A 19,352-nucleotide genomic window follows, 5' to 3' on the forward strand; every position below is an offset into this window, starting at 1 on the left:
CGTCGGTTGGGGTAGCGCTATCGAATGCAGTGGATCTCCTTGCGGCCAGCGGCCTTTAGAGCGATGTTGCGCATTTTCGCATGAGAGCCTGAAGATGCAGGGTCCGGTACGCCGCATTTTGAAGATGCCATTATTTTTTCTGGCCTTCCTCGCCGCGCTGTCCTTGTCTCCAGCAGGCGCAGCGCCGTCGGAAAAGCGTTTGGCGCTCGTCATTGGGAACGCCTCGTACAAGACTGGAACTCTAGCTCGCCCGGCGAACGATGCGGCCCTCATCGCCCAAACGTTGCAGGCTGCGGGTTTCGATGTCATCGGCGCCCGCGATCTGGATGGAGATGGGTTGGGCCGAACTTTTCGCGATTTTATCGACAGAGTTAGAAGCGCGGGACCGAACGCGGTAGCTGCCGTGTATTTCGCCGGCTATGGGCTGCAGCTCGAAGGCGAGAACTATCTGGTCCCGATCGACGCCGATATTAGTAAGGCTTCAGACGTGCCCCTGCGGGCTGTGCGGCTGTCCGAACAAATGCTTGCGCTGGCGATGCTTCATTTGAAGGCGAGCTTCATGATCCTGGATGTCGCCCGCGCGAGCCCGTTTTTATTGTCAGGTCAGCCGCCGGCTGGGGGCCTCGCCTGGATCGAGCCCGAAACCAATATGCTGATTGCGTTCAGTGTCGCGCCAGGCACGGTCTCCCCCGATGCAGGGGACGGTTACGGCCCCTATGCCAAGGCGCTCGCCGAGACAATTCGAGAGGGTGGCCTGACGCCTGCCCAGGTGTTTGACCGCGTGCGCTTGCGTGTCAATGAATTGACGAAGGGCGCACAGGTGCCTTGGGACGTCTCGAGTATCGAAGCGCAATTCATGTTTTTCGAACGCGGGCCGGGCGCGCCGCCTCGGGCGGATTCGCCTGAGCGGACTGCCTGGATGCGCTCCCAGCCGATGCGCAAGCTCGGCCCCAACGATGCCTATATGGTGGCTTTGATCCGCGACACTTTCGATGCTTACACGGATTTTCTAGCGGACTATTCGCGTGACCCCATGACGAAGCGCGTCCGTGCCCTCCTTACGGTGCGGCGCGAGGCGATCACTTGGCGACGGACTTACCAAGCCAATACCCCCGATGCCTATTGGTCATATTTGGAGCGCTATCCACGCGGATCTCATGTGGCAGATGCCCGCCGCCTTCTGACGCGTTTGGGCGCCACGACCGCGCTGCCTCTAAAATTCGCAAGGATGGATTACGACATACCCCCGCCTTTGCCCGACGAAGCGGAGTACGTCGAACGGACGGTGTTAATGTTCGACGATCCGGCTTTCGCGTTCGAGCCGCCACCACCGTCGCCAGTTCATTTCCTGGAGCCGCAGCCGTCCGAAATCGTGGCCTTGGCGCCGCCGGCAGCTCCATCTGGAGCACACACTCTTCCGACGCCAATGTTCGTGTCGTTGCCGGACTATGTCGATGTACCGGCTTACGTCGTGATACCGCCGAACTCGTTCATCTTCAACAACGCCCACAAAGCACCGGCCGTGAATGCCACCACCAACGCCCCCAACAAGCCAGACGGGAAGGCCATATCCTCGTCAGCGTCGGCACCCGGCACGGCTGGCAAGAATAACCTTGCAGAAATTTCCCATCTTCCGCCCTCGGTCGCGACAACGAATATGCTGAACGACGGTCCGAACCCGCCACCGCTTCCCGCCAGTCCGGCGGCGCGGGAAGTGATCAAGGTGCCTCAGAGCCCTGCAGTATCGGCGGCTTCGACGCCTCTCTGGGCCGACCTGAATCCGGCGGCACGGCAAGAGATCAATGAGCCTCCGAGCTCGCCTTTGCCGCCGATACCTTTGTTGCCTCTCTGGGCAACTGACTACAAGACATCGGCAAAGCCAGGCATGGTCCCCACAATGCTCGCGCCGCAGCCAACCGGCGTGCCGCTGAGAAGTCGAAGCGCCGCAACCCAGTCGCCGATTCCCCCGGCGCAAACGTTCCCGGCGCCAACGGCCAGCAACCGGCCTACGCCGATTGCGCACCCGCCGCCGAAAGCAGCTGATCGATCAGGACAACCTCTTGCGTCTTCGGTCGATGGGCTCGCGCCATCGGTCCAGCGCCGTCCCCAGATCGCGCCCGGCGCAGCTTCGCCGAAGCCGCTGGCAAAAAAACCATGCCCCATCGTGAACGGACAACCAGGCTGCAGCTGACGGATAGGTCGTTCGCAGGGGAACGCAGCGGCCGCGAATGCTTGCGACCCTTCCGGTCTATCTTTCGCGCAGGCTCTCTTGCTTGTACTTCATCAACGGTGACAACAGATAGCTGATGATCCGCCGGGAGCCTGTCTTGATCTCGGCGGTGACCGCCATGCCGGGCGAAAGATTGACGACCTTGTCCTCGACCTGCATCTGCGTCTGTTCGACCGAGATCCGCGCCGCGTAGCTCAATTCCTGTCCTTTGGGTTCGCTCGTGGCGCTGGGGGAGCCGGCCGGATTGTCGTTCGATTTTTCGCTCGAAGCATCACGCGCGATTGAATCCGATGAGATGCTACGGACCTTTCCGTGCAGCAGCCCGTATCTGGTGAAATCAAAAGTATCGACCTTGATTTCGACTTCATCGCCGGTGTGCACGAAACCGATGTCACGGTTGCTCACCGTGGCTTCGATCTCGAGTTGACTGTCGCGGGGCACAATCACCATCAGCGCCTGCGCGGGCGTTACGACGCCGCCGACCGTGTGTATGGCCAACTGCTGCACCATGCCCGACACCGGCGCGGTCAGCTGTTGAAGCTTGGTGCGCTGCTCGGCCTTCGACAGATCGGCCGCAAGGCCGGCGGCTTTCCGCTCGGACTCGGCCAGTTCGCCAAACAGTGTTCGACGATACTCGGCCTTGGTCTGGGCGCGCGTCTCGATGATAGCGGCAACTGCCGCCTGTGCTTCCTTCAAATGGCTTTTCTGGACCAACCGTTCCTGCTGGCTCTCGGTCAATTGCTGTAGCACCTCGAAATATTGCAGCCTGGAGCCGTATTCACTGAGCGTCTTGCGAATGTTGACGCGCTCCTCAATCGTAGGAATGACCGCCTCCAGCTTATCGACAGTCGCCGAGATTGTAGCGAGTTCAGCCTCCTTTTGGGCCCTTTGTCCGTCCAGGGCCGCGATCTTGGCTTTGTGCTCCGATACCTGCGCCTGCAGAAACTGGCGCTGCATGGCGACCAGCGCTCGGTTGGCTCCTTCCGGAGGATGGAATGCCGCCATCGGATCGTCGGTATCGGCGAGCGCCGCACGCAGTCGAGCGGTATCGAGCTGCGCGGATTGCAAGTCACCCTGGAGATGATTGGCCTCGCCTTCGTTGATGGTTGGGTCGAGTTCGACGAGTACATCGCCGGCATTTACGTTCTGGCCGTCAGCGACCCGTATCGCGCGCACGACGCCGGTCTCAAAGGGTTGAATCACCTTGCTGTGGCCGCTTGGGATAATCTTACCGGTCGCAGTCGCCACGATATCGACATGGCCGAGGCTCGCCCAGGCTAAGGCCAGCACAAACACCGCAATAAGGGTCACGCCGATCGCCCGACCGATGGGGGAAGGCGGAGTTTCGACGATTTCCAGCGCGGCCGGCAGGAAGGCGAGTTCCTCCCGGTCCCGCAGCTTGGTCCCTGCAGGAAAGGGAATAACCTTCTTGTCCGGATTGATGAAATCCTGCGCAGAACGCAAAAGAGATCGCTTACCTCCTGCGTCCTTCCGATCGACTAACAAGACATCTCCACTTCGTTGGCAAATTGTTCGACTAAACGCCTGATTCTGGAGGATATCCGAGGGCGTAGCCGGCGTTTGCTTATATCTGCTGACCGTGAATTTTTTGCCATTCCAATGTGAAAGTTGTGGCGCCAGGACATTCCTTAAACTATGGCTAACAGCATCAAAAGTATAGAATATTAATTCGATTAGGATAGGTTTCCCAGGCGCCCGGTAGTGGCAGGATGACAGGACGCTAGTTGAATGACGGCACAGCCGGAAATACCCGGGCCGAATGATCCAGGTCTCACGGCGTTGGTCATGCTGCTGCGCTTTCACGGCGTCGGGGCGGACCCTGCCCAAATTCGCCATCAGTGCGGGACTGCGGCGATCGGTACTTCGGACATGATCCGATGTGCCAGAGAGTTCGGCCTCAAGGCGCGGGAGCTGAAAACAAGCTGGGGCCGCTTGGCGAATACCCCTTTGCCGGCCATCGCGGGGCTCAAGGATGGCGGATTTCTTCTGCTCGGCAAGTTCGGCGGCGACAAGGTCGTCGTGCAGTCGACGAAAACGCCGCGCCCCGAACTGATGACGAGGGACGACTTCGACGCGGTCTGGGACGGCCGCATCGTTCTGATGACCCGCCGCGCCAACCTGGTGGACCTGGCGAGCCGCTTCGATATCACATGGTTCATCGGCGCGATTCACAAATATCGCCACCAATTGGTCGAGGTGCTCGTCGCATCTTTCTTTCTTCAGCTGTTTGCGCTCGCCTCGCCGCTGTTCTTCCAGGTGGCCATCGACAAAGTTCTGGTCCATCGCAGCATCGGTACACTCGATGTACTGATTATCGGGTTGCTCGGGATAGCGGTTTTCGAAACCATTCTTGGCATATTGCGGACCTATCTCTTTTCGCACGCCACAAACCGCATCGACGTAGAACTCGGTGCACGATTGTTCCAACATTTGCTGGCGTTGCCGACGGCCTATTTCCAGGCTCGCCGCGTCGGCGATTCTGTGGCGCGCGTGCGTGAGCTGGAGAGCATCCGGACTTTCCTGACCAGTTCAGCGCTGACACTTGTGATCGATCTCTTCTTCACCTTTGTCTTTCTTGGGGTCATGTTTCTCTATTCGCCGCTATTGACGGGTGTCGTCCTTGCCGGATTTCCGTTCTATGTGGGGATTTCCGCCGGTGCGACGTCGCGGTTCCGCCAGCTGCTCGACGACAAATTCAAGCGCGGCGCGGAGAACCAAGCATTTCTGGTTGAATGTGTAACGGGGGTCGAGACCCTCAAGGCGATGGCAGTCGAGCCGCAGATGCAGCGACGCTGGGAAGAGCAACTTGCGGGCTATGTGGCGTCAAGTTTCCGGGTCTTGCGGCTCGGCAACACCGCGAGCAACAGCGTGCAACTCGTCAACAAGCTCGTTATGGCCGGCATTCTGTATTTCGGCGCCCGGCTGGTGATCTCCGGCAGTCTAACCGTGGGCGAGTTGGTTGCATTCAACATGCTCGCAGGACGTGTGAGCCAGCCGGTGTTGCGGCTCGCCCAGATCTGGCAAGACTTTCACCAGGCAAAGCTCTCGGTGGACCGGCTCGGTGACATTCTCAACACGCCGCCTGAGCCCAGGTTCAATCCGGCCCGTGCCGCACTGCCGTCCATTCGCGGCGACGTCACCTTCGATCATGTGGTGTTTCGTTACCGCATCGACGGACCCGAGGTGTTGCACGATGTCAGTTTTAGTGTGTCTGCTGGACAGGTCGTCGGCATCGTTGGACCATCGGGCTCCGGCAAGAGCACCGTCGCCAAGCTCATCCAACGCCTCTACATTCCCGAACGCGGGCGTGTGCTGGTCGATGGCGTCGATCTTGCCATGGTCGATACGTCCTGGCTGCGCCGCCAGATCGGAGCGGTGCTGCAGGAGAACGTGCTTTTCAATCAATCCATCCGTGACAACATTGCGTTGCCGGATCCGGCCATGCCGATCGAACAGGTCGTGGAGGCAGCCAAGCTCGCTGGCGCCCACGACTTCATATTGGAGCTTCCGGAAGGTTATGACACGGTTGTAGGCGAGCGCGGCGCCAGCCTTTCAGGGGGACAGCGTCAGCGTATCGCTATCGCGCGGGCGCTGGTGACCAATCCAAGGATTCTGATCTTCGACGAAGCCACCAGTGCGCTGGACTATGAAAGCGAGCGCATCATTCAGGATAACATGCAGCGCATCGCGCAGGGGCGAACGGTATTCATCATCGCGCACCGCCTTTCGACCGTGCGACGAAGCCATCGAATCATTACAATTGATCGTGGCCGGCTGGTGGAGGATGGGACGCACGATGAACTGATCAAGAAGGGCGGCCGCTATGCAACGCTTCACCGGGTGCAGGCGGATATCCATGAAGTTCGTTAGAGGCCGTTCGGAAAATGTCACGCTGCAAGGAGTAGCTGAGTCCGGTCCAACCGTTTGGCGATTTTGACGGGTTGACCTTGGCAAGCCAACTGTTGCTGGTCCTTCAAGAGCGTCGCAACCTGCAGGCGCGCGCTTGAGCGTAGATATCGCTCAATGTGCTCAATGTAACGTAGAGCCGCGATAGGCGATAGCGTTCAGCGTGCGTTAAACCGCGCCGACGTCGTCGAGGGGAGGTGCGACGACCTGCTTGATATGACGCCCGCCCATACATGACGAACGCCGCTTCCAATAATAAGGTAGCCGATCTGCATGCTCGTAGCGGCCGTGCCAACCGTCAAGATCGTCGTCCAGGCGGTATGAGCGTGCGTCACTCCGGTGCCGAACGCAACGCCAAGTACAATCGCGGTTGCCGGGATCAAGACCAAAACTTTGAAGCGCTGCGCCAGTAGGGCACCGACCAACAGGCTAACCATGGCGAGTAAAATCACGGTTTCACGCTCCCTACGCTCAACCTATACTCAATGGCCGCGTTGCAACTAGTTTCCGGGCTCACCGGTTAACTTTCCGTGAAACGGATAAGCAGCTTATTTGCCCTTTACGCTGCATCGCAGTCTTCCGAAGGGCTTCAAGTCCCTTCATTCCCGTCTCACCTTGGTTGTCGCGTTCCGGCAGAATTCGGGTCCCGAGGGGGGAGTTTGTGATCCCGCCGTTCGAAGTCGATGCATGAGTCCCCTGGACGGCCTATCGCGGAGCCACGTGGACGCAGGGATCGCATCCCGGGCCAAGCATAAATCCCGTTGAGCTAAATAATGAAGACCAGCAGCGCACCAGCGCTATTGAAGCGTTTTCGAAGAGGTTTTGCTTCGCACGCCATCCAGTTAAAAATTAAATGCCACCGAATCGGAATCGCGGGAGCTCCCGAAACGGGAAGTAAGAGCAAGCGATACAACCGTTCTAAAATTGTGCGGTCTAACAGATTAATATTGCGCTGCGGCCTTACCCGGCATATAACCGCCGTTGGTTAACGAAGCTTAAATTGACGCACGGGGATAAATTGGGCAATTTAGCTCAAAAAATAGTTAATGTTTAATTGGAGCAGGAACGGGGTAAGTTAGCGCATTCGGTCGATCTTTCTAATCCAAAATAAATAGTGAAAAAATCATAACCGAAAGTTGGCGTAGAAAATTATGTCTATCGGCTCCGATATTCGCGACGAATTGCACCAGCTTGGTGACTCCTCGAGGCAGCCGCCCGCGAGTTTTTCCAGCGACGCGATTTCGCCTCTTTTGGCGACGGTCGACGCATTAGTTATTCTGTTGTCGAGCCTGGCAGGCGGGATTGGCTACCAATGGTTGGTGGGTTATCCGATATCCAGTATCCTGCCTTATTGTGCTGTCGGCTTGCTCGCGAGCTTCATCCATATATTGCGCATGAATCGGAGCGGTTATTACGATTTTCCAGACTGCGCAAAACCACGAGTCGAGGTTGTCGAAGTGCTGGTCTGCTGGCTGACGACCGGGTTGTTGCTCGCGTTTCTCGCTTTCCTCCTCAAGGTTGGCCTCGACTATTCTCGCGGTGCCTTTGTCTTGTTTTACTTTATTGCACCAATCGGCTTGCTGGGGGTGCGCAAGTTTACCAAGACCGCTCTGGCCGCAGCTGTTTCGCATGGAGCAATCGGACGCCGCGACGCTGTGCTGATTGGCGAATTCAACGAGCTGGCCGGGTTGGGGCCGCAATCTCTGCTAGCTCTTTTCGGTTCGGCTGAAGTCAATCGCTTCGTGTTGAGCAGAGAAGATGACGCTTCAGCGCGCACGGCGGCAGACGCCCGGATCATTGATTCCGTCGCTAACTTTGTGCGACGTCATGATTGCCGAGAGATCCTGCTCGCGCTGTCTTGGGGCGATGAATGCCGCCTTGAGTTCATCCGGGATCGTGTCAAGACACTTCCCGTGGCCGTTCGGCTATTGCCGGACATCCGTGTTCGGTCGTTGACGAATCTTTCTTCGTCAGCGCGCCCGCGAGTATTGGCCATCGAAATCCAACGGGCGCCGCTCGGCGGAACTCAGCGTTTCGTCAAGCGAATGATCGATATCGCCCTGGCTTCTCTGGCGTTCATATTTTTCTTGCCGATCATGACTCTTACCGCGATCGCAATCAAACTTGATAGTCCAGGACCGGTGATTTTTCGGCAGAACCGGAAGGGATTCAATGGCAAGCAATTCGTCATATTCAAGTTCCGGACGATGGCGGTCCAGGAGAATGGACCAGCCGTTGTACAAGCGACCCGCAACGATGCGCGAGTGACAACCATCGGGCGGTTGTTGAGGTCGGCGAGCATCGACGAGTTGCCTCAACTATTGAATGTGTTGAAGGGCGACATGTCGTTGATCGGGCCGCGTCCTCACGCGTTGGCCCACGACAACTATTTCGAAAGCGTCTTAAGCGATTATGCTTTTCGTCATCACGTCAAGCCGGGGATCACCGGTTGGGCTCAATGCAACGGCGCGAGAGGCGCGACGCCGTCAATCGAACATATCTCGGAGCGTGTGAAGCTTGATCTCTGGTACATCAACAATTGGAGTCTTTGGCTGGACATCCACATTCTGATCAAGACGTGTTTTGAGGTGCTGCGAAAGCGCAATGCCTATTGAGCATCACGCTGCAATGTTGCGGAAACCGGAGGATGTAGAATTAACACCGTCCGGTCTATCGAGCATTGGATTAGTGGGGCCAAGTCCAAGTTGCCGGTGATGTCTTGATAAATTCATTCTTGAGAACAGTTACTTAAGCTATATTTGGCGAGACGGCGGCCAGGGTGGCCGAATTAGAAAAGTGCCTCCGCGGCATTGACGCTGGAAAACCTCTCAATCTCACGTTTATATAGTTGGCTTACCGAATCGCGAATGCCTGAAAGCTGACGGATGAGCAAGAAGTCGAGTTTTGACGCCATGTCGGTTGACGAGATGTGGCGGCTGCATGAGGAGATCGGCCGGATCTTGTCCGTCAGGCTGACGTCCGAAAAGCGCGAGCTCGAAAAGAGATTGGCGCAGCTTCATCACGAGGAAGAGTCCCAGCCGAATTTGGCGGATAAGCAATTGGGAACTCGACAGGCGCGCAAGTATCCGAAAGTATTTCCAAAATACCGAAACCCGAACGAGCCTACGGAAACCTGGTCGGGTCGGGGAAAACAGCCGCGCTGGCTGACGACCGCTCTTGCGATGGGTCACACCATTGAGGAATTCGTGATTGGCGATGCCGAAGCCGCCAAGAACAATCCGCGCCGTAATGGGCATAAATGGCAAGCCGAGAAGTAGATCTCCATTGGTGAGTCGTGCGCAGTGGCGACCGAAACTCGAAAGTGGGATTTGCTTTCAGAGGGATGATGAAGCTGACTTCATCGCGAAGCCATGGCATACTTCTTCGGCAGCCTGCAAAGCCCCGGAACCAGGAGCAACTTCATCGCCGGCCCTTCGTTCAGGTGAACGACGCCAAAGACGGCGACTTGATCCGTTCCCGACCCATGACTTGCCCGGACTCGGCGATTTTTACCCTTTGCCTAAGGCATTGTAGATCGAAGTAGCGCTGGGCAAGCTCTTGCGAGGACGGTGTCGGTTTGGCGCCCGTCTTACGTTTCGTGCTTTCCACCGTGATGATGCGGCTATCCAATTGCCGGGCCATCTTAAACCCCTCTGTTCGCGGTTGCCTTCAATGCCGAGCATGCAACGGGCATGCCACTCCCCAATCGCAAGGCATGAATGCCAATTTGCCTGCATTGGACGTCCGTGGCTCGCAAAAGGTTCAAACCAATCGGCCACGACCATTGATCCCGACCGGCCACTAACCTGTATCGAGCTGACGTGTCCGGCGTATGAACTCGATCACATGTCTTGCTAAAAGCTTGGCTTCTCTCCGCCGCCGGTCCAATCCCCTTACAAATGAACGGTTTTTTCTCCAACGCTCATTCTTTGACATTGCTGGGGTATCCAGCGAGGGGCGTCGCTTGGGACGGTCGGATTGCGCAGCCGGAGCGCATTTTCGTCAGCCTGCGTGACGACCGGCTCACCTAGTGCCCACGCCACGATCTGAATCCGATGCCACCCGCTAACCGGGTTGGCCGCACGCTTGTTCGACGCGCACGACTCAGAGAACGTCGTTCGTAACCCTTGGTCCACGTCGGAAGTTTTCGTCGCGCCAGTTTCTCGGCGCAGGGCTCCAGCACGCCGTGCGTTGCACAACAGATGCCCAAAACTTTAGCTAGAAATTCATTTTAGTCACAACCATACTAGAATCGGTTGCTCCAATTAACGAGGGCAAACTTGGGGAGACACGCGATGGCGGTTGCGTTGGAAATCAACTTCGCTCTTTGGATCATGATCGGCTGCGCGGCCATGAAAGCTGTGCAAGCCGCGATCTGACCTCGAAAGAGGAGGCAGTTTCCTGCCGATATAGCTGCCTGACCAAAATCACCGGGCGCCGCTAACTACTTTCGTAGGTCGCCGACGCGGTTGAAAATGGCAGCCAGCAGACCGAAAAGGGATTTCGTCGTGAGGCGAACGGATTTCGCTGCCGAATCGATGGCGCGGTGTTCGTCGGTCTTGTCAGAGACGATGCCAATGTAGTTCTTGTTCAATTCCCGCGGCCTTGGTGGCATCTGCGCTAACTCCAGGGGACGCCGATCGAACCACCATGTTGGGGCAATCCGGAATCGAAGGTTAATTTTTCGTACCGTAGGAATACTGGCGTGGCGGAAGATCCGCCTCTGCGAGGGGCATGCCGCACACACCATAAATCTCGACCTCAGGCTTAATCGATCGTTGACCGCGTCTGTGAACACGGCGGCAACCAATCCACTCTAGATTTCGTGCTTTAGCGTCGGTTGGGGTTGAGGTCCGGGGCAACGTCAAAGGAGTTTTGAATGCGGCAGCTTTTTTCAAGGTTCCTGGCCGATCAATCCGGCGCTACCGCCATCGAATATTGCCTGATCGCGGCCGGGATCAGCATCGTTATCGTCACCGCCGTCAATGGCATCGGATCCGCCCTCAACACCAAATTCACCTCGGTGAACTCATCGCTGAAATAGCGGCGGGCCGGAAGGACGCCATGCAGGAGATATTTGGCACCTGGGGTCCCGAACTGATGGCCTACAGCCATCAGTTCCCGTTGCGCGTGGTTACCGCCGCGCTGGGCGCAACCTCCCTCGTACTGACACTGGTATTTGGAGAACTGTCGTCGTCGGGCGACGGTGGCGAATCCGGTGGATTTTATTTTGGCGATGGCGACGGCGGGGATTGAAGTCTTCGCGGCCGGATTCCTTCATCTCCGTTCAGCGCCCGCAGCACCCCGATCCGCGCGAACATCAGCCAGCCGTTGCCGGTCTCCGCGGCATTGATCAGGTTTTCGACGGCGATTTGCCAGCGGTCCTGTTGCTGGACGTCTTGCGGCAGTTTCATGATGTAGTCGGCGGCGTCTTGCAACGTTAACAGTCTGCGGCCGCCGCGCAGCCGGATCGGCTCCTCGAACGGCGCCGTCCACGGCATTTCAGGCGTCGCCCGGGATGTTCGCGCGTCGCCGCAACGGCTGTTGCACTATCCCGCCTTTTTCGAACGGGCGGCCGTCGTGCGCACCGGCTTTTCCGCCTTCTTCGGCTCTTGCACCCTTGGCTCTTCCTTGGCGCGCTTGCCGCTGATCGGTAGCAGCATCTCGCGCTGGCCGGAGGCGACCTTGCGCGGCTTCTTGCCCTTTGCCTTGGCAGCGGCGGGGGGAGCGGCCTGGCGCTCGCTGGCGAGGCTCTTTTTCAGCGCGTCCATCAGGTTGATGACGTTGCCGCCCGTTTTCGGCGCGGCCTTGGCGGTCAGGCGAACGCCGCTGCGCTTCTTGTTGATCAGATCGACCAGCGCGGATTCGTAATGATCCTCGAACTTGCCGGGCTCGAACACGCCGGATTTCTTCTCGACGATGTGCTTGGCGAGATCCAGCATGTCCTTGGTGACCTTCACGTCCTGGATGTCGTCGAAATATTCCTTTTCGCTGCGCACCTCGTAGGGGTAGCGCAACAGCGTTCCCATCAGGCCCTTGCCGAGCGGATCCAGCGCGATGATGTGCTCGCGATTGGTCAGCACCACGCGGCCGATCGCGACCTTGTTCATGCTGCGGATGGTTTCGCGGATCACCGCGAAGGCGTCATGGCCGACCTTGCCGTCGGGCACGAGATAATAGGGGCGGATCAGATAGCGGCTGTCGATGTCCGTTTTCGGCACGAACTCATCGATCTCGATCGTGTGCGTCGATTCCAGCGCGATGTCGTCGAGTTCGTCCTTCGACACCTCGATGTAGGTGTCGGTATCGACCTTGTAGCCCTTCACGATGTCGTCGGAGGCGACTTCCTCGCCGGTGTCGGCATCGACCTTGGCGTATTTGATGCGATGGCCGGTCTTGCGGTTGATCTGGTTGAAGGAGACCTTTTCGCTATCCGACGTCGCCGGATAGAGGGCGACCGGGCAGGTCACGAGCGAAAGGCGCAGGAAGCCTTTCCAGTTGGCGCGGGGGGCCATGGGATACTCCGAAACGCAACAGACGACAGGCGAGGATACCACCGGGGAAGGCGCTTTCAAAGCTGATGGGCGGGGGAAACTTCGGACGGAGTTAACCGTGGCGGGAGCGGGCAGGGCGGAGTCCGTCAAACCGCTCGGACGGCGCGACCGGGCGCGGCAGGTCCCCAAGAACCCGGAACACCCGGAACATCGCACGGAATCAGACGTTGCCACCGACATGTTGACGCCGCGAGGACTTGGCAGGCGTTCTCCCGCGGCGGTGCAAGGAAACGAGGACCCCCCATGGCGACAAGGCGTCCGCAGATCATCGAAACCCCGACCGAGGCCCGGCAGGCCGAACCCGGACCGTCGGTGCTTGCGCTCTTGGCGGTTTCTACCGGGCTGGCGATGCTCGTCCTGGGCGTCGTCTGGTTCGTGTTCTTCCGCACCTGACGCGAAGGACAGGGTCGGCCGCCGCATGGGAGGCAGAACTACCGCGAAAAAGAGTTGCGGGAACGTTTGGCTTGATGGCGGAGATCGATTGGACTAGGACCCATGTAAGCCCGCCGGGAATGCAGCCGTCCTATGAGCCTGACCTACGTCATTCCCGACATTCATGGGTGTTCCGATCTGCTCAGCGAGGCGCTCGCCGAGATCAAACTGCGCTCCGGCAGTGACGCGGGCGCGATTGTCACGATCGGCGACTATGTCGACAAGGGTCCCGACAGCAAAGGCGTGATCGATCGGCTGCTGGCGGGCGTCGACGCCGGGTGGAAGTTGGTGACGCTGAAGGGCAACCATGATGACATGATGGTGGCGGCGCTGCGGGATCCATCGAAGATGGCGGCATGGATGGGAAAGGGCGGCGACGCGGCGCTGGCCTCCTACGGCGGCGACCCTGCAGCGGTGCCGCCGGCTCATATCGACTGGCTCGATCGACTGCAACTGATGCATGTCGACGCGCACCGGGTCTACGTTCACGCCGGCGTCGATCCCGGGATTCCATTGGGGCAGCAGCGCGAGGTGACGCTGCTGTGCAAGCGTTATCCCACAGAATTTTCAGACGGCTTCGGTGCGCTCCACGTCGTCCACGGCCATGACAATCACCCCGACGGCCCGCTCCTGTACAAGGGCCGCACCAATCTGGATACGCTCGCCTGGCGCACGGGGCGGATGATGGTCGGGGTGTTCGATGATGACCGGCCGGGCGGGCCGATCGATTTTATCGAGGTGAAGCGATCGCCTGCCGGACGCTAGCCCGGCCGCGCCTCGTCAGATTGCCGTTGGATGCTGATCGAGTTTGCGACCGTCGGAACCACTCACGGGTGCAAATGGATGCCGGTGCGTTAACGGGTTGAGGAACAACGGCACTGGCAGCATAGCGGGGATACCAATTGAGATTTAGCTATCGATGTGGTCTACTGGTGCTGTTCCTCGGTACGCGTTTTTGTTGAGGAGTCTTGGTCTTGCAAGGTATTCTGGCTGCCATTTTAGTGGGCGTTATTGTTCTCATTTTGGGCAGGCTTCATAGCTATTATCTCGACGAGAACGAGAAGATCGCAAAAGGCTTGCGTAGATTCGATTGCTGAACTCGCCTGTCGCGCGTGTGACCAATCGCCGATACCCTCAAGCGCATGCTGGTAACGTTGACCGGTTAGGTTAAGGCCCGCTTGGCATTGCGGGATCGCAATCCTCTCTTATTATACCCGAAATATCCACTCGCGCGGCATTTGCAGTTGGTCCCTCAAATCGTCACTGGAATTTGGGTCGGGTGTGATTGGGCTAGGCGTATTTCGGGGAATATTTAATGGGCTGGTTCCTGTTTCTGTTTTTAATCGTGATCGGCGTTCCGGTCTTTATGCGCGTCTACGAGCGGCGCCTCGATGTTCTGACCGGGCCCTGGATCGCAAACGAAACATCGCAAAATGAATGATCCGGCGCACCACCTGCCGCGGCGTTATTTTGTCGACGAAAACGGTCGACGCGTTCTCATTGGTCTATCGATCGAGGAGACCTTTGAATTCGAAACCCTCGACAATTTGCCGGCAGTCAAGGAGGGCGGCGAGCGAGCCGCTTGGGAGGAAAACGGAAGCCCGACGACCACGCGGGAACGGCGCTGGCTGGAACTCTACGGCAAGCACGATCGGGCCTGGCGGCAATGGATGGTCGAAACCGAAGCGGACCGTCGCGTAAGTTTACCCTTTGTTAACCAACTTAGAGTGACCTAAAGCCTGGATTGCGCCGATGACCGTGACTTTGGACCGGACATACCCCGATGTTTCAGCTTTTTCTGCCGGCCCGCGCGCATAGTTATTTCAGGAGCAAGCTGGGCAACCAGCAATTTAAAGCCCGCTCGGCCGATCGCGACGCGGAAACCGATCAGTTGCGCGTTAGCTCCATTTTGGGGGCGATCGAAAACGCGCTTCACGCGGCGGAACTCGAACAATCTGGCCTCAACCGGCGGGTCGAAGACGTGCTGGCACGCGCAGCGGTAACGATGGGCAACGGCACCGATGAATATCTGGAGCGCGAACCGCTCGACAGCCACCATCAAGACTTGTTCAGCGCCGAGATCTCCAACGGCCAACGGCGCCTGAAAGAACTCGCCACCGAGATCACGCATTTCAAGTTTATGAAGGCTGCAGTGCTGAGCAGGTTTCCGGACATTAGGCCGCCAGCGGCGAGCGATAGTCGCCGCGGTGCCTAAATCGCGCCGCCGTCCATTCAGTCCCTCAGAATTCGTCGCTCCACTCCGTCTATGGAATTATTGACGAGGATGCGCGACGCGCATGTGAGGGCCGCAGATAGCCGGAAAGGGATCGAAAGCACGAACGATCAGGGCGCGTTGCTTCGCGTGCGTCCGACGCTCTCGTATAGAAATCCGTGTCCAGTCACTTCCTCGGGCCGATAGATGTTGCGGAGGTCGATAATGACAGGGCAAGCCATGGTTTGCTTCAGGCGCTCCAGATCGAGCGCACGGAACTGCTCCCATTCTGTCACGATAACCAAGGCATCGGCGCCCTCGGCACAGCTGTAAGGCCCGTCGCAATAGCTGATTTCCGGTAGTTCGGTCTTTGCCTGCTCCATGCCCTCCGGATCATAGGCTTGTATTTTCGCGCCCATATCCTGAAGCGCCGTGATAAGCGGGATCGAAGGCGACTCCCGCATATCGTCGGTATTCGGCTTGAAGGTCAGACCGAGCACCCCGATTGTCTTGCCCCGCAGATTCCCACCGAACGCTAAAGCGACCTTCCGAGCCATTGCGCGCTTGCGGTTCTCGTTGACCGCGAGCACGGCTTCGACGATGCGCATCGGGGCTTCGTGGTCCTGCGCGGTTTTGATGAGTGCGCGGGTGTCCTTGGGAAAGCACGATCCTCCGAAACCCGGCCCGGCATGGAGAAATTTCGAACCGATGCGATTGTCGAGACCAATGCCGCGCGCGATCTCCTGCACGTCTGCGCCGACCTTTTCGGCAAGATCAGCGATCTCGTTGATGAAGGTGATCTTCGTGGCCAAAAAGGCGTTGGCAGCGTATTTGATGAGTTCCGCTGTGCGGCGGCCCGTGAACATGATCGGCGCCTGATTGAGATAGAGCGGCCGGTAGATCTCGGAGATAACCTTCCTTGCGCGTTCGTCGTCGGTGCCGACGACGATCCGATCGGGCAGCTTGAAGTCGCGGATGGCTGCGCCCTCGCGCAAAAATTCTGGATTGGAGGCGACAGCTACATCGGCGTTTGGATTCGCTTCGCGAATGATTCTCTCGACTTCGTCGCCGGTACCCACCGGTACTGTCGACTTCGTAATGACCACGGTAAATCCATCCACGGCTGCCGCGATCTCACGCGATGCGGCGTACACATAACTCAAATCTGCGTGGCCATCGCCGCGGCGGGACGGTGTTCCGACCGCGATGAACACGGCGTCCGCATCGCGCACCGGCGCATTCAGATCTGTATCGAAATCCAAGCGGCCGTTCTTTGTGTTGTTCTGGACAAGTCGATCAAGGTCCGGTTCGAAGATCGGGATTTTGCCATTCTGAAGTGCTGTAATCTTGGCGGCGTCCTTGTCGATGCATGTGACCTGATGACCAAAATCAGCAAAACAAGCCCCTGATACAAGACCAACGTATCCTGTTCCAACAACTGCGATGCGCATTAACGCGTAGCTCCCTTAGTCTAGCCCTGTCTGGTGTTTCGTTGGTTGTTTAGTACGGCGGAACTTGATAGTCCATAAAGTCATTTAAATACCTGAATAATATGATTTAAAGGCGTTTTATTGCGATTTTTGATTAATTTTGGGGCTTAGTTGATCGTGACCGGATACGGCAAGTAATTTAGCAACACCCCCCGGCCGTTAGTCGGGCAGCGTAAACCGAAATCCGAGCCGCTGCCGGCCCACTCAGGAGGCTGCCGTCGGCGTGCGAGAGGCATCGATGTCGCTCACAAAGAGAACCAGAACGGCAGCCGAACTGGCGCAGACGATCGTGACCGATCCAGCTGCATCTGCCGCGCGAAGACTTCGCCGCGACGGTCTATGGCGCCGCGCTGTGGCGCGCGTTGCTTACCATTACGCCGGCTGCAGGCATGGTGCCCAATCCCCAGGAGTGGCGCGACCCCACTGAAGAGCTCGCGGAGCGACTGCCGGGTTTGCGGGGCGCGCGTTAAGCTTGATCATTCAGCTTAACGGCGAGCTTTCGTTGAAGAAAGGTCAGAGCTAGGCTTGCCTTGGGCGACGCCACAGGCAAATCGGTTTCCATTCGCTTGCGGTGCTTTTCGTCCCGATGGAGCGCAGACACCGATGGCTGAACGGCGGCAGGTTGACAGGATCAAGACGGCGAACGGCACGCTGATCTTTTCCGACAGGCAGCGTGGGGTGCGCTCCTGTGCGGTGCGCGACATCAGCGATGCCGGCGTCGGGCTTCGGCTCAATGACCGGGATGTCATCACCCCGATTTTCAAGATGACACTGGACAATTTCAGGAACGTCCGGACCTGCCAGGTGATCTGGTCGCGCGGCCGCTACGTCGGCGCAACCTTCGACGCGGACACCGAGCGCTAGTGTCCTGAACCAAAAGTTCGTGCCATTTTAGGCCTTTTTTGCATGGCGCTGAGAAGCCGGTGCGAGCCGATCGCATTGTAATCGTAATATTTCAGCAGGCCGGTGACCGATTCCCGGACTGACTTCAGGCCGGCGAAATGCATGACGGCGGTACACCCGTATTGGGTCAGAACGTGCTCGAGGGCTGCTTGGGCGCGGTTACCGCCATCGACGAAAACCAGCGACTTGCCACAAATCGTTTGGACGCGTGGGCTAGCCGGCGCGCCTGATCTGCGTCCGCAACACCAGCTGTGCCAGCTGACCAATGCCGATCCCGCAGACGCCGCCTGCCGCCTTCACCAGCGCATCGAACAGGCGGGCATGGCGGTCGGGTGTCAGCAGTTGCAGAGCTTCAAGCCCGAACGCGCTGGTCAATATGAGGGCGGCCACCAGGAATACGCGCTTGGGATAGGCCAGTCCGAACGCGAGTCCGACCAGGGCAAAAGCCGCGAAATGTTCGTGGTGCGGGCCCGCTACGACGGGACGGTCGTCGATCGGGGACAACGTCGCGTAGACGATGAAGGCGAGCGCGAGCCAGCCGGCTATGGCGGATACCCTTTGAACCATCCCCGCTAGATAGGCTACTACGCCACTGATCTCAACCTGTTCGCGGCCGCACGAAATGGCTCGATGGCGCGGTTGTTGAACATCGTTAACCCCCCGGGGCGTTCTAGCCCCGAGGGTGGCGCCCGTTTGCACCGATTCAGGCGCTTCGGTGGCCGGTGCGCCGGCTGGCCGAAAGGCGAGTCAAAACGCCCATGACGAAAAAGTAACATTGCGGTATGTGCCTGTTCATAGCCCGTTCACGCCGGCAGGGATCAACTTGACGGAACTCGTACAGCTCTCATGCGGAGGCCAATGTGCGCCTGCTCGTCGTTGAAGATGATCCCGATCTCAATCGCCAGCTCACCACGGCGCTGAGCGACGCGGGCTATGTGGTCGACCGCGCGTTCGACGGCGAGGAAGGGCACTATCTCGGTGACAGCGAACCCTACGACGCGGTCGTCCTCGACATCGGGCTGCCGAAAATGGACGGCATTTCGGTGCTGGAAGCGTGGCGCCGCAACGGGCGCACGATGCCGGTGCTGATCCTCACGGCGCGTGACCGCTGGAGCGACAAGGTGCAGGGCTTCGACGCCGGCGCCGACGACTACGTTGCAAAGCCGTTTCATCTCGAGGAAGTCCTGGCCCGGATCCGCGCACTGTTGCGCCGCTCTACCGGCCACGCCCAGTCCGAGCTGACCTGCGGCCCGGTTTCGCTGGATACCCGCACCGGGCGGGTCAGCGTATCCGGCAATCCGATCAAGATGACCTCGCACGAGTACCGGCTCCTGGCCTATCTCATGCATCACACCGGGCGCGTGGTGTCGCGCACCGAACTGGTCGAGCATCTCTACGACCAGGACTTCGACCGCGACTCCAATACCATCGAAGTGTTCGTCGGCCGCATCCGCAAGAAACTCGACGTCGACATCATCCAGACGGTACGGGGCCTCGGCTACCTGCTGACGCCGCCGTCGCCTCCGAACTGACCGGCCGATCAAGGGTGTTGATCGGGCAGCCTTCTTGCTCTTTGGTGCGGGCATGATCTCGTCCGGTCAGCG

Annotated in this window: 21 protein-coding genes; 13 read left to right on the forward strand and 8 right to left on the reverse strand. The window is 58.6% G+C overall.

The features are described from left to right. The first annotated feature begins 94 nt into the window (after window positions 1-94). Complete coding sequence (locus tag B5525_RS24900; RefSeq protein ID WP_079568373.1) at window positions 95-2,191, forward strand: caspase family protein; 2,097 nt, start codon at window positions 95-97, stop codon at window positions 2,189-2,191. Window positions 2,192-2,248: 57 nt separating this feature from the next. Here B5525_RS24900 and B5525_RS24905 read toward each other — a convergent pair whose 3' ends face one another. Continuing rightward, window positions 2,249-3,694: an HlyD family type I secretion periplasmic adaptor subunit gene (locus tag B5525_RS24905; RefSeq protein ID WP_425305323.1), complete on the reverse strand. Its 1,446-nt coding sequence runs from the start codon at window positions 3,692-3,694 to the stop codon at window positions 2,249-2,251. Between the two features lie 285 nt (window positions 3,695-3,979). On the opposite strand from B5525_RS24905, the gene B5525_RS24910 reads away from it, so the two are divergent. The 3 genes from B5525_RS24910 (at window position 3,980) to B5525_RS24925 (ending at window position 9,435) form a co-directional block, all read left to right on the forward strand. Beyond that, window positions 3,980-6,121, forward strand: a complete 2,142-nt coding sequence (locus tag B5525_RS24910; RefSeq protein ID WP_079568374.1) for a type I secretion system permease/ATPase — start codon at window positions 3,980-3,982, stop codon at window positions 6,119-6,121. Window positions 6,122-7,308: 1,187 nt separating this feature from the next. After that, window positions 7,309-8,772, forward strand: a complete 1,464-nt coding sequence (locus B5525_RS24920; protein ID WP_079568376.1) for an undecaprenyl-phosphate glucose phosphotransferase — start codon at window positions 7,309-7,311, stop codon at window positions 8,770-8,772. Between the two features lie 270 nt (window positions 8,773-9,042). Next, window positions 9,043-9,435: an H-NS family nucleoid-associated regulatory protein gene (locus B5525_RS24925; protein WP_079568377.1), complete on the forward strand. Its 393-nt coding sequence runs from the start codon at window positions 9,043-9,045 to the stop codon at window positions 9,433-9,435. 160 nt (window positions 9,436-9,595) lie between these two features. On the opposite strand, the gene B5525_RS24930 is transcribed toward B5525_RS24925, so the two are convergent. Then, on the reverse strand, window positions 9,596-9,799 hold the full coding sequence (locus B5525_RS24930; protein WP_079568378.1) for a hypothetical protein: 204 nt from the start codon (window positions 9,797-9,799) through the stop codon (window positions 9,596-9,598). Between the two features lie 802 nt (window positions 9,800-10,601). Next, window positions 10,602-10,751 (reverse strand): hypothetical protein, encoded by a 150-nt coding sequence (locus B5525_RS44380; RefSeq protein WP_154073414.1) that lies wholly within the window; start codon window positions 10,749-10,751, stop codon window positions 10,602-10,604. Between the two features lie 285 nt (window positions 10,752-11,036). Between B5525_RS44380 and B5525_RS24935 the strand changes: the two genes are divergently transcribed. Beyond that, the gene (locus B5525_RS24935; protein WP_079568379.1) at window positions 11,037-11,201 is read left to right on the forward strand and encodes a Flp family type IVb pilin; all 165 of its coding nucleotides are present in this window, start codon (window positions 11,037-11,039) and stop codon (window positions 11,199-11,201) included. 20 nt (window positions 11,202-11,221) lie between these two features. After that, complete coding sequence (locus B5525_RS24940; protein WP_079568380.1) at window positions 11,222-11,413, forward strand: hypothetical protein; 192 nt, start codon at window positions 11,222-11,224, stop codon at window positions 11,411-11,413. On the opposite strand, the gene B5525_RS24945 is transcribed toward B5525_RS24940, so the two are convergent. Continuing rightward, window positions 11,383-11,658: a hypothetical protein gene (locus B5525_RS24945; RefSeq protein WP_079568381.1), complete on the reverse strand. Its 276-nt coding sequence runs from the start codon at window positions 11,656-11,658 to the stop codon at window positions 11,383-11,385. The genes B5525_RS24940 and B5525_RS24945 overlap by 31 nt on opposite strands. 48 nt (window positions 11,659-11,706) lie before the next feature. Continuing rightward, window positions 11,707-12,672, reverse strand: coding sequence for a Ku protein (locus B5525_RS24950; RefSeq protein WP_079568382.1), 966 nt, complete (start codon window positions 12,670-12,672; stop codon window positions 11,707-11,709). Window positions 12,673-12,954: 282 nt separating this feature from the next. Between B5525_RS24950 and B5525_RS45470 the strand changes: the two genes are divergently transcribed. From B5525_RS45470 to B5525_RS24965, 5 genes are all read left to right on the forward strand, one after another. After that, a complete protein-coding gene (locus tag B5525_RS45470; protein ID WP_172899961.1) occupies window positions 12,955-13,104 on the forward strand; it encodes a hypothetical protein in 150 nt (49 codons plus the stop codon). Between the two features lie 132 nt (window positions 13,105-13,236). Continuing rightward, window positions 13,237-13,908, forward strand: a complete 672-nt coding sequence (locus tag B5525_RS24955; RefSeq protein ID WP_079568383.1) for a metallophosphoesterase — start codon at window positions 13,237-13,239, stop codon at window positions 13,906-13,908. 550 nt (window positions 13,909-14,458) lie between these two features. Next, the gene (locus B5525_RS47255; protein ID WP_276328794.1) at window positions 14,459-14,584 is read left to right on the forward strand and encodes a hypothetical protein; all 126 of its coding nucleotides are present in this window, start codon (window positions 14,459-14,461) and stop codon (window positions 14,582-14,584) included. Continuing rightward, the gene (locus tag B5525_RS24960; protein ID WP_079568384.1) at window positions 14,577-14,879 is read left to right on the forward strand and encodes a hypothetical protein; all 303 of its coding nucleotides are present in this window, start codon (window positions 14,577-14,579) and stop codon (window positions 14,877-14,879) included. The genes B5525_RS47255 and B5525_RS24960 overlap by 8 nt, the downstream gene beginning before the upstream one ends. A 47-nt stretch (window positions 14,880-14,926) precedes the next feature. Then, window positions 14,927-15,358: a hypothetical protein gene (locus B5525_RS24965; protein ID WP_079568385.1), complete on the forward strand. Its 432-nt coding sequence runs from the start codon at window positions 14,927-14,929 to the stop codon at window positions 15,356-15,358. Window positions 15,359-15,486: 128 nt separating this feature from the next. On the opposite strand, the gene B5525_RS24970 is transcribed toward B5525_RS24965, so the two are convergent. Next, the gene (locus B5525_RS24970; RefSeq protein ID WP_079568386.1) at window positions 15,487-16,806 is read right to left on the reverse strand and encodes a UDP-glucose dehydrogenase family protein; all 1,320 of its coding nucleotides are present in this window, start codon (window positions 16,804-16,806) and stop codon (window positions 15,487-15,489) included. A 642-nt stretch (window positions 16,807-17,448) separates the two neighbouring features. Here B5525_RS24970 and B5525_RS24975 point away from each other — a divergent pair. Then, window positions 17,449-17,709, forward strand: coding sequence for a hypothetical protein (locus B5525_RS24975; protein ID WP_079568387.1), 261 nt, complete (start codon window positions 17,449-17,451; stop codon window positions 17,707-17,709). On the opposite strand, the gene B5525_RS24980 is transcribed toward B5525_RS24975, so the two are convergent. Next, window positions 17,706-18,014 (reverse strand): GDP-mannose 4,6-dehydratase, encoded by a 309-nt coding sequence (locus B5525_RS24980; RefSeq protein ID WP_079568388.1) that lies wholly within the window; start codon window positions 18,012-18,014, stop codon window positions 17,706-17,708. The two genes, B5525_RS24975 and B5525_RS24980, sit on opposite strands and share 4 nt — an antisense overlap. Beyond that, window positions 17,962-18,315, reverse strand: a complete 354-nt coding sequence (locus tag B5525_RS24985) for a VanZ family protein (RefSeq protein WP_079568389.1) — start codon at window positions 18,313-18,315, stop codon at window positions 17,962-17,964. The genes B5525_RS24980 and B5525_RS24985 overlap by 53 nt, the downstream gene beginning before the upstream one ends. Before the next feature lie 293 nt (window positions 18,316-18,608). On the opposite strand from B5525_RS24985, the gene B5525_RS24990 reads away from it, so the two are divergent. Continuing rightward, complete coding sequence (locus tag B5525_RS24990) at window positions 18,609-19,280, forward strand: response regulator transcription factor (RefSeq protein WP_079568390.1); 672 nt, start codon at window positions 18,609-18,611, stop codon at window positions 19,278-19,280. Window positions 19,281-19,352 lie beyond the last annotated feature (72 nt).

Source organism: Bradyrhizobium erythrophlei (assembly GCF_900129505.1).
Classification (GTDB): Bacteria; Pseudomonadota; Alphaproteobacteria; order Rhizobiales; family Xanthobacteraceae; genus Bradyrhizobium; species Bradyrhizobium erythrophlei_D.

Excerpts from the sequence above, each read along its gene's own strand:
- B5525_RS24900 (WP_079568373.1), top strand. The coding sequence starts at position 95 with ATGCAGGGTCCGGTACGCCGCATTTTGAAGATGCCATTATTTTTTCTG.
- B5525_RS24910 (WP_079568374.1), top strand. The coding sequence starts at position 3,980 with ATGACGGCACAGCCGGAAATACCCGGGCCGAATGATCCAGGTCTCACG.
- B5525_RS24920 (WP_079568376.1), top strand. The coding sequence starts at position 7,309 with ATGTCTATCGGCTCCGATATTCGCGACGAATTGCACCAGCTTGGTGAC.
- B5525_RS24925 (WP_079568377.1), top strand. The coding sequence starts at position 9,043 with ATGAGCAAGAAGTCGAGTTTTGACGCCATGTCGGTTGACGAGATGTGG.
- B5525_RS24930 (WP_079568378.1), bottom strand. The coding sequence starts at position 9,799 with ATGGCCCGGCAATTGGATAGCCGCATCATCACGGTGGAAAGCACGAAA.
- B5525_RS24935 (WP_079568379.1), top strand. The coding sequence starts at position 11,037 with ATGCGGCAGCTTTTTTCAAGGTTCCTGGCCGATCAATCCGGCGCTACC.
- B5525_RS24940 (WP_079568380.1), top strand. The coding sequence starts at position 11,222 with ATGCAGGAGATATTTGGCACCTGGGGTCCCGAACTGATGGCCTACAGC.
- B5525_RS24945 (WP_079568381.1), bottom strand. The coding sequence starts at position 11,658 with ATGCCGTGGACGGCGCCGTTCGAGGAGCCGATCCGGCTGCGCGGCGGC.
- B5525_RS24950 (WP_079568382.1), bottom strand. The coding sequence starts at position 12,672 with ATGGCCCCCCGCGCCAACTGGAAAGGCTTCCTGCGCCTTTCGCTCGTG.
- B5525_RS45470 (WP_172899961.1), top strand. The coding sequence starts at position 12,955 with ATGGCGACAAGGCGTCCGCAGATCATCGAAACCCCGACCGAGGCCCGG.
- B5525_RS24955 (WP_079568383.1), top strand. The coding sequence starts at position 13,237 with ATGAGCCTGACCTACGTCATTCCCGACATTCATGGGTGTTCCGATCTG.
- B5525_RS47255 (WP_276328794.1), top strand. The coding sequence starts at position 14,459 with ATGGGCTGGTTCCTGTTTCTGTTTTTAATCGTGATCGGCGTTCCGGTC.
- B5525_RS24960 (WP_079568384.1), top strand. The coding sequence starts at position 14,577 with ATGAATGATCCGGCGCACCACCTGCCGCGGCGTTATTTTGTCGACGAA.
- B5525_RS24965 (WP_079568385.1), top strand. The coding sequence starts at position 14,927 with ATGTTTCAGCTTTTTCTGCCGGCCCGCGCGCATAGTTATTTCAGGAGC.
- B5525_RS24970 (WP_079568386.1), bottom strand. The coding sequence starts at position 16,806 with ATGCGCATCGCAGTTGTTGGAACAGGATACGTTGGTCTTGTATCAGGG.
- B5525_RS24975 (WP_079568387.1), top strand. The coding sequence starts at position 17,449 with ATGGCTGAACGGCGGCAGGTTGACAGGATCAAGACGGCGAACGGCACG.
- B5525_RS24985 (WP_079568389.1), bottom strand. The coding sequence starts at position 18,315 with ATGGTTCAAAGGGTATCCGCCATAGCCGGCTGGCTCGCGCTCGCCTTC.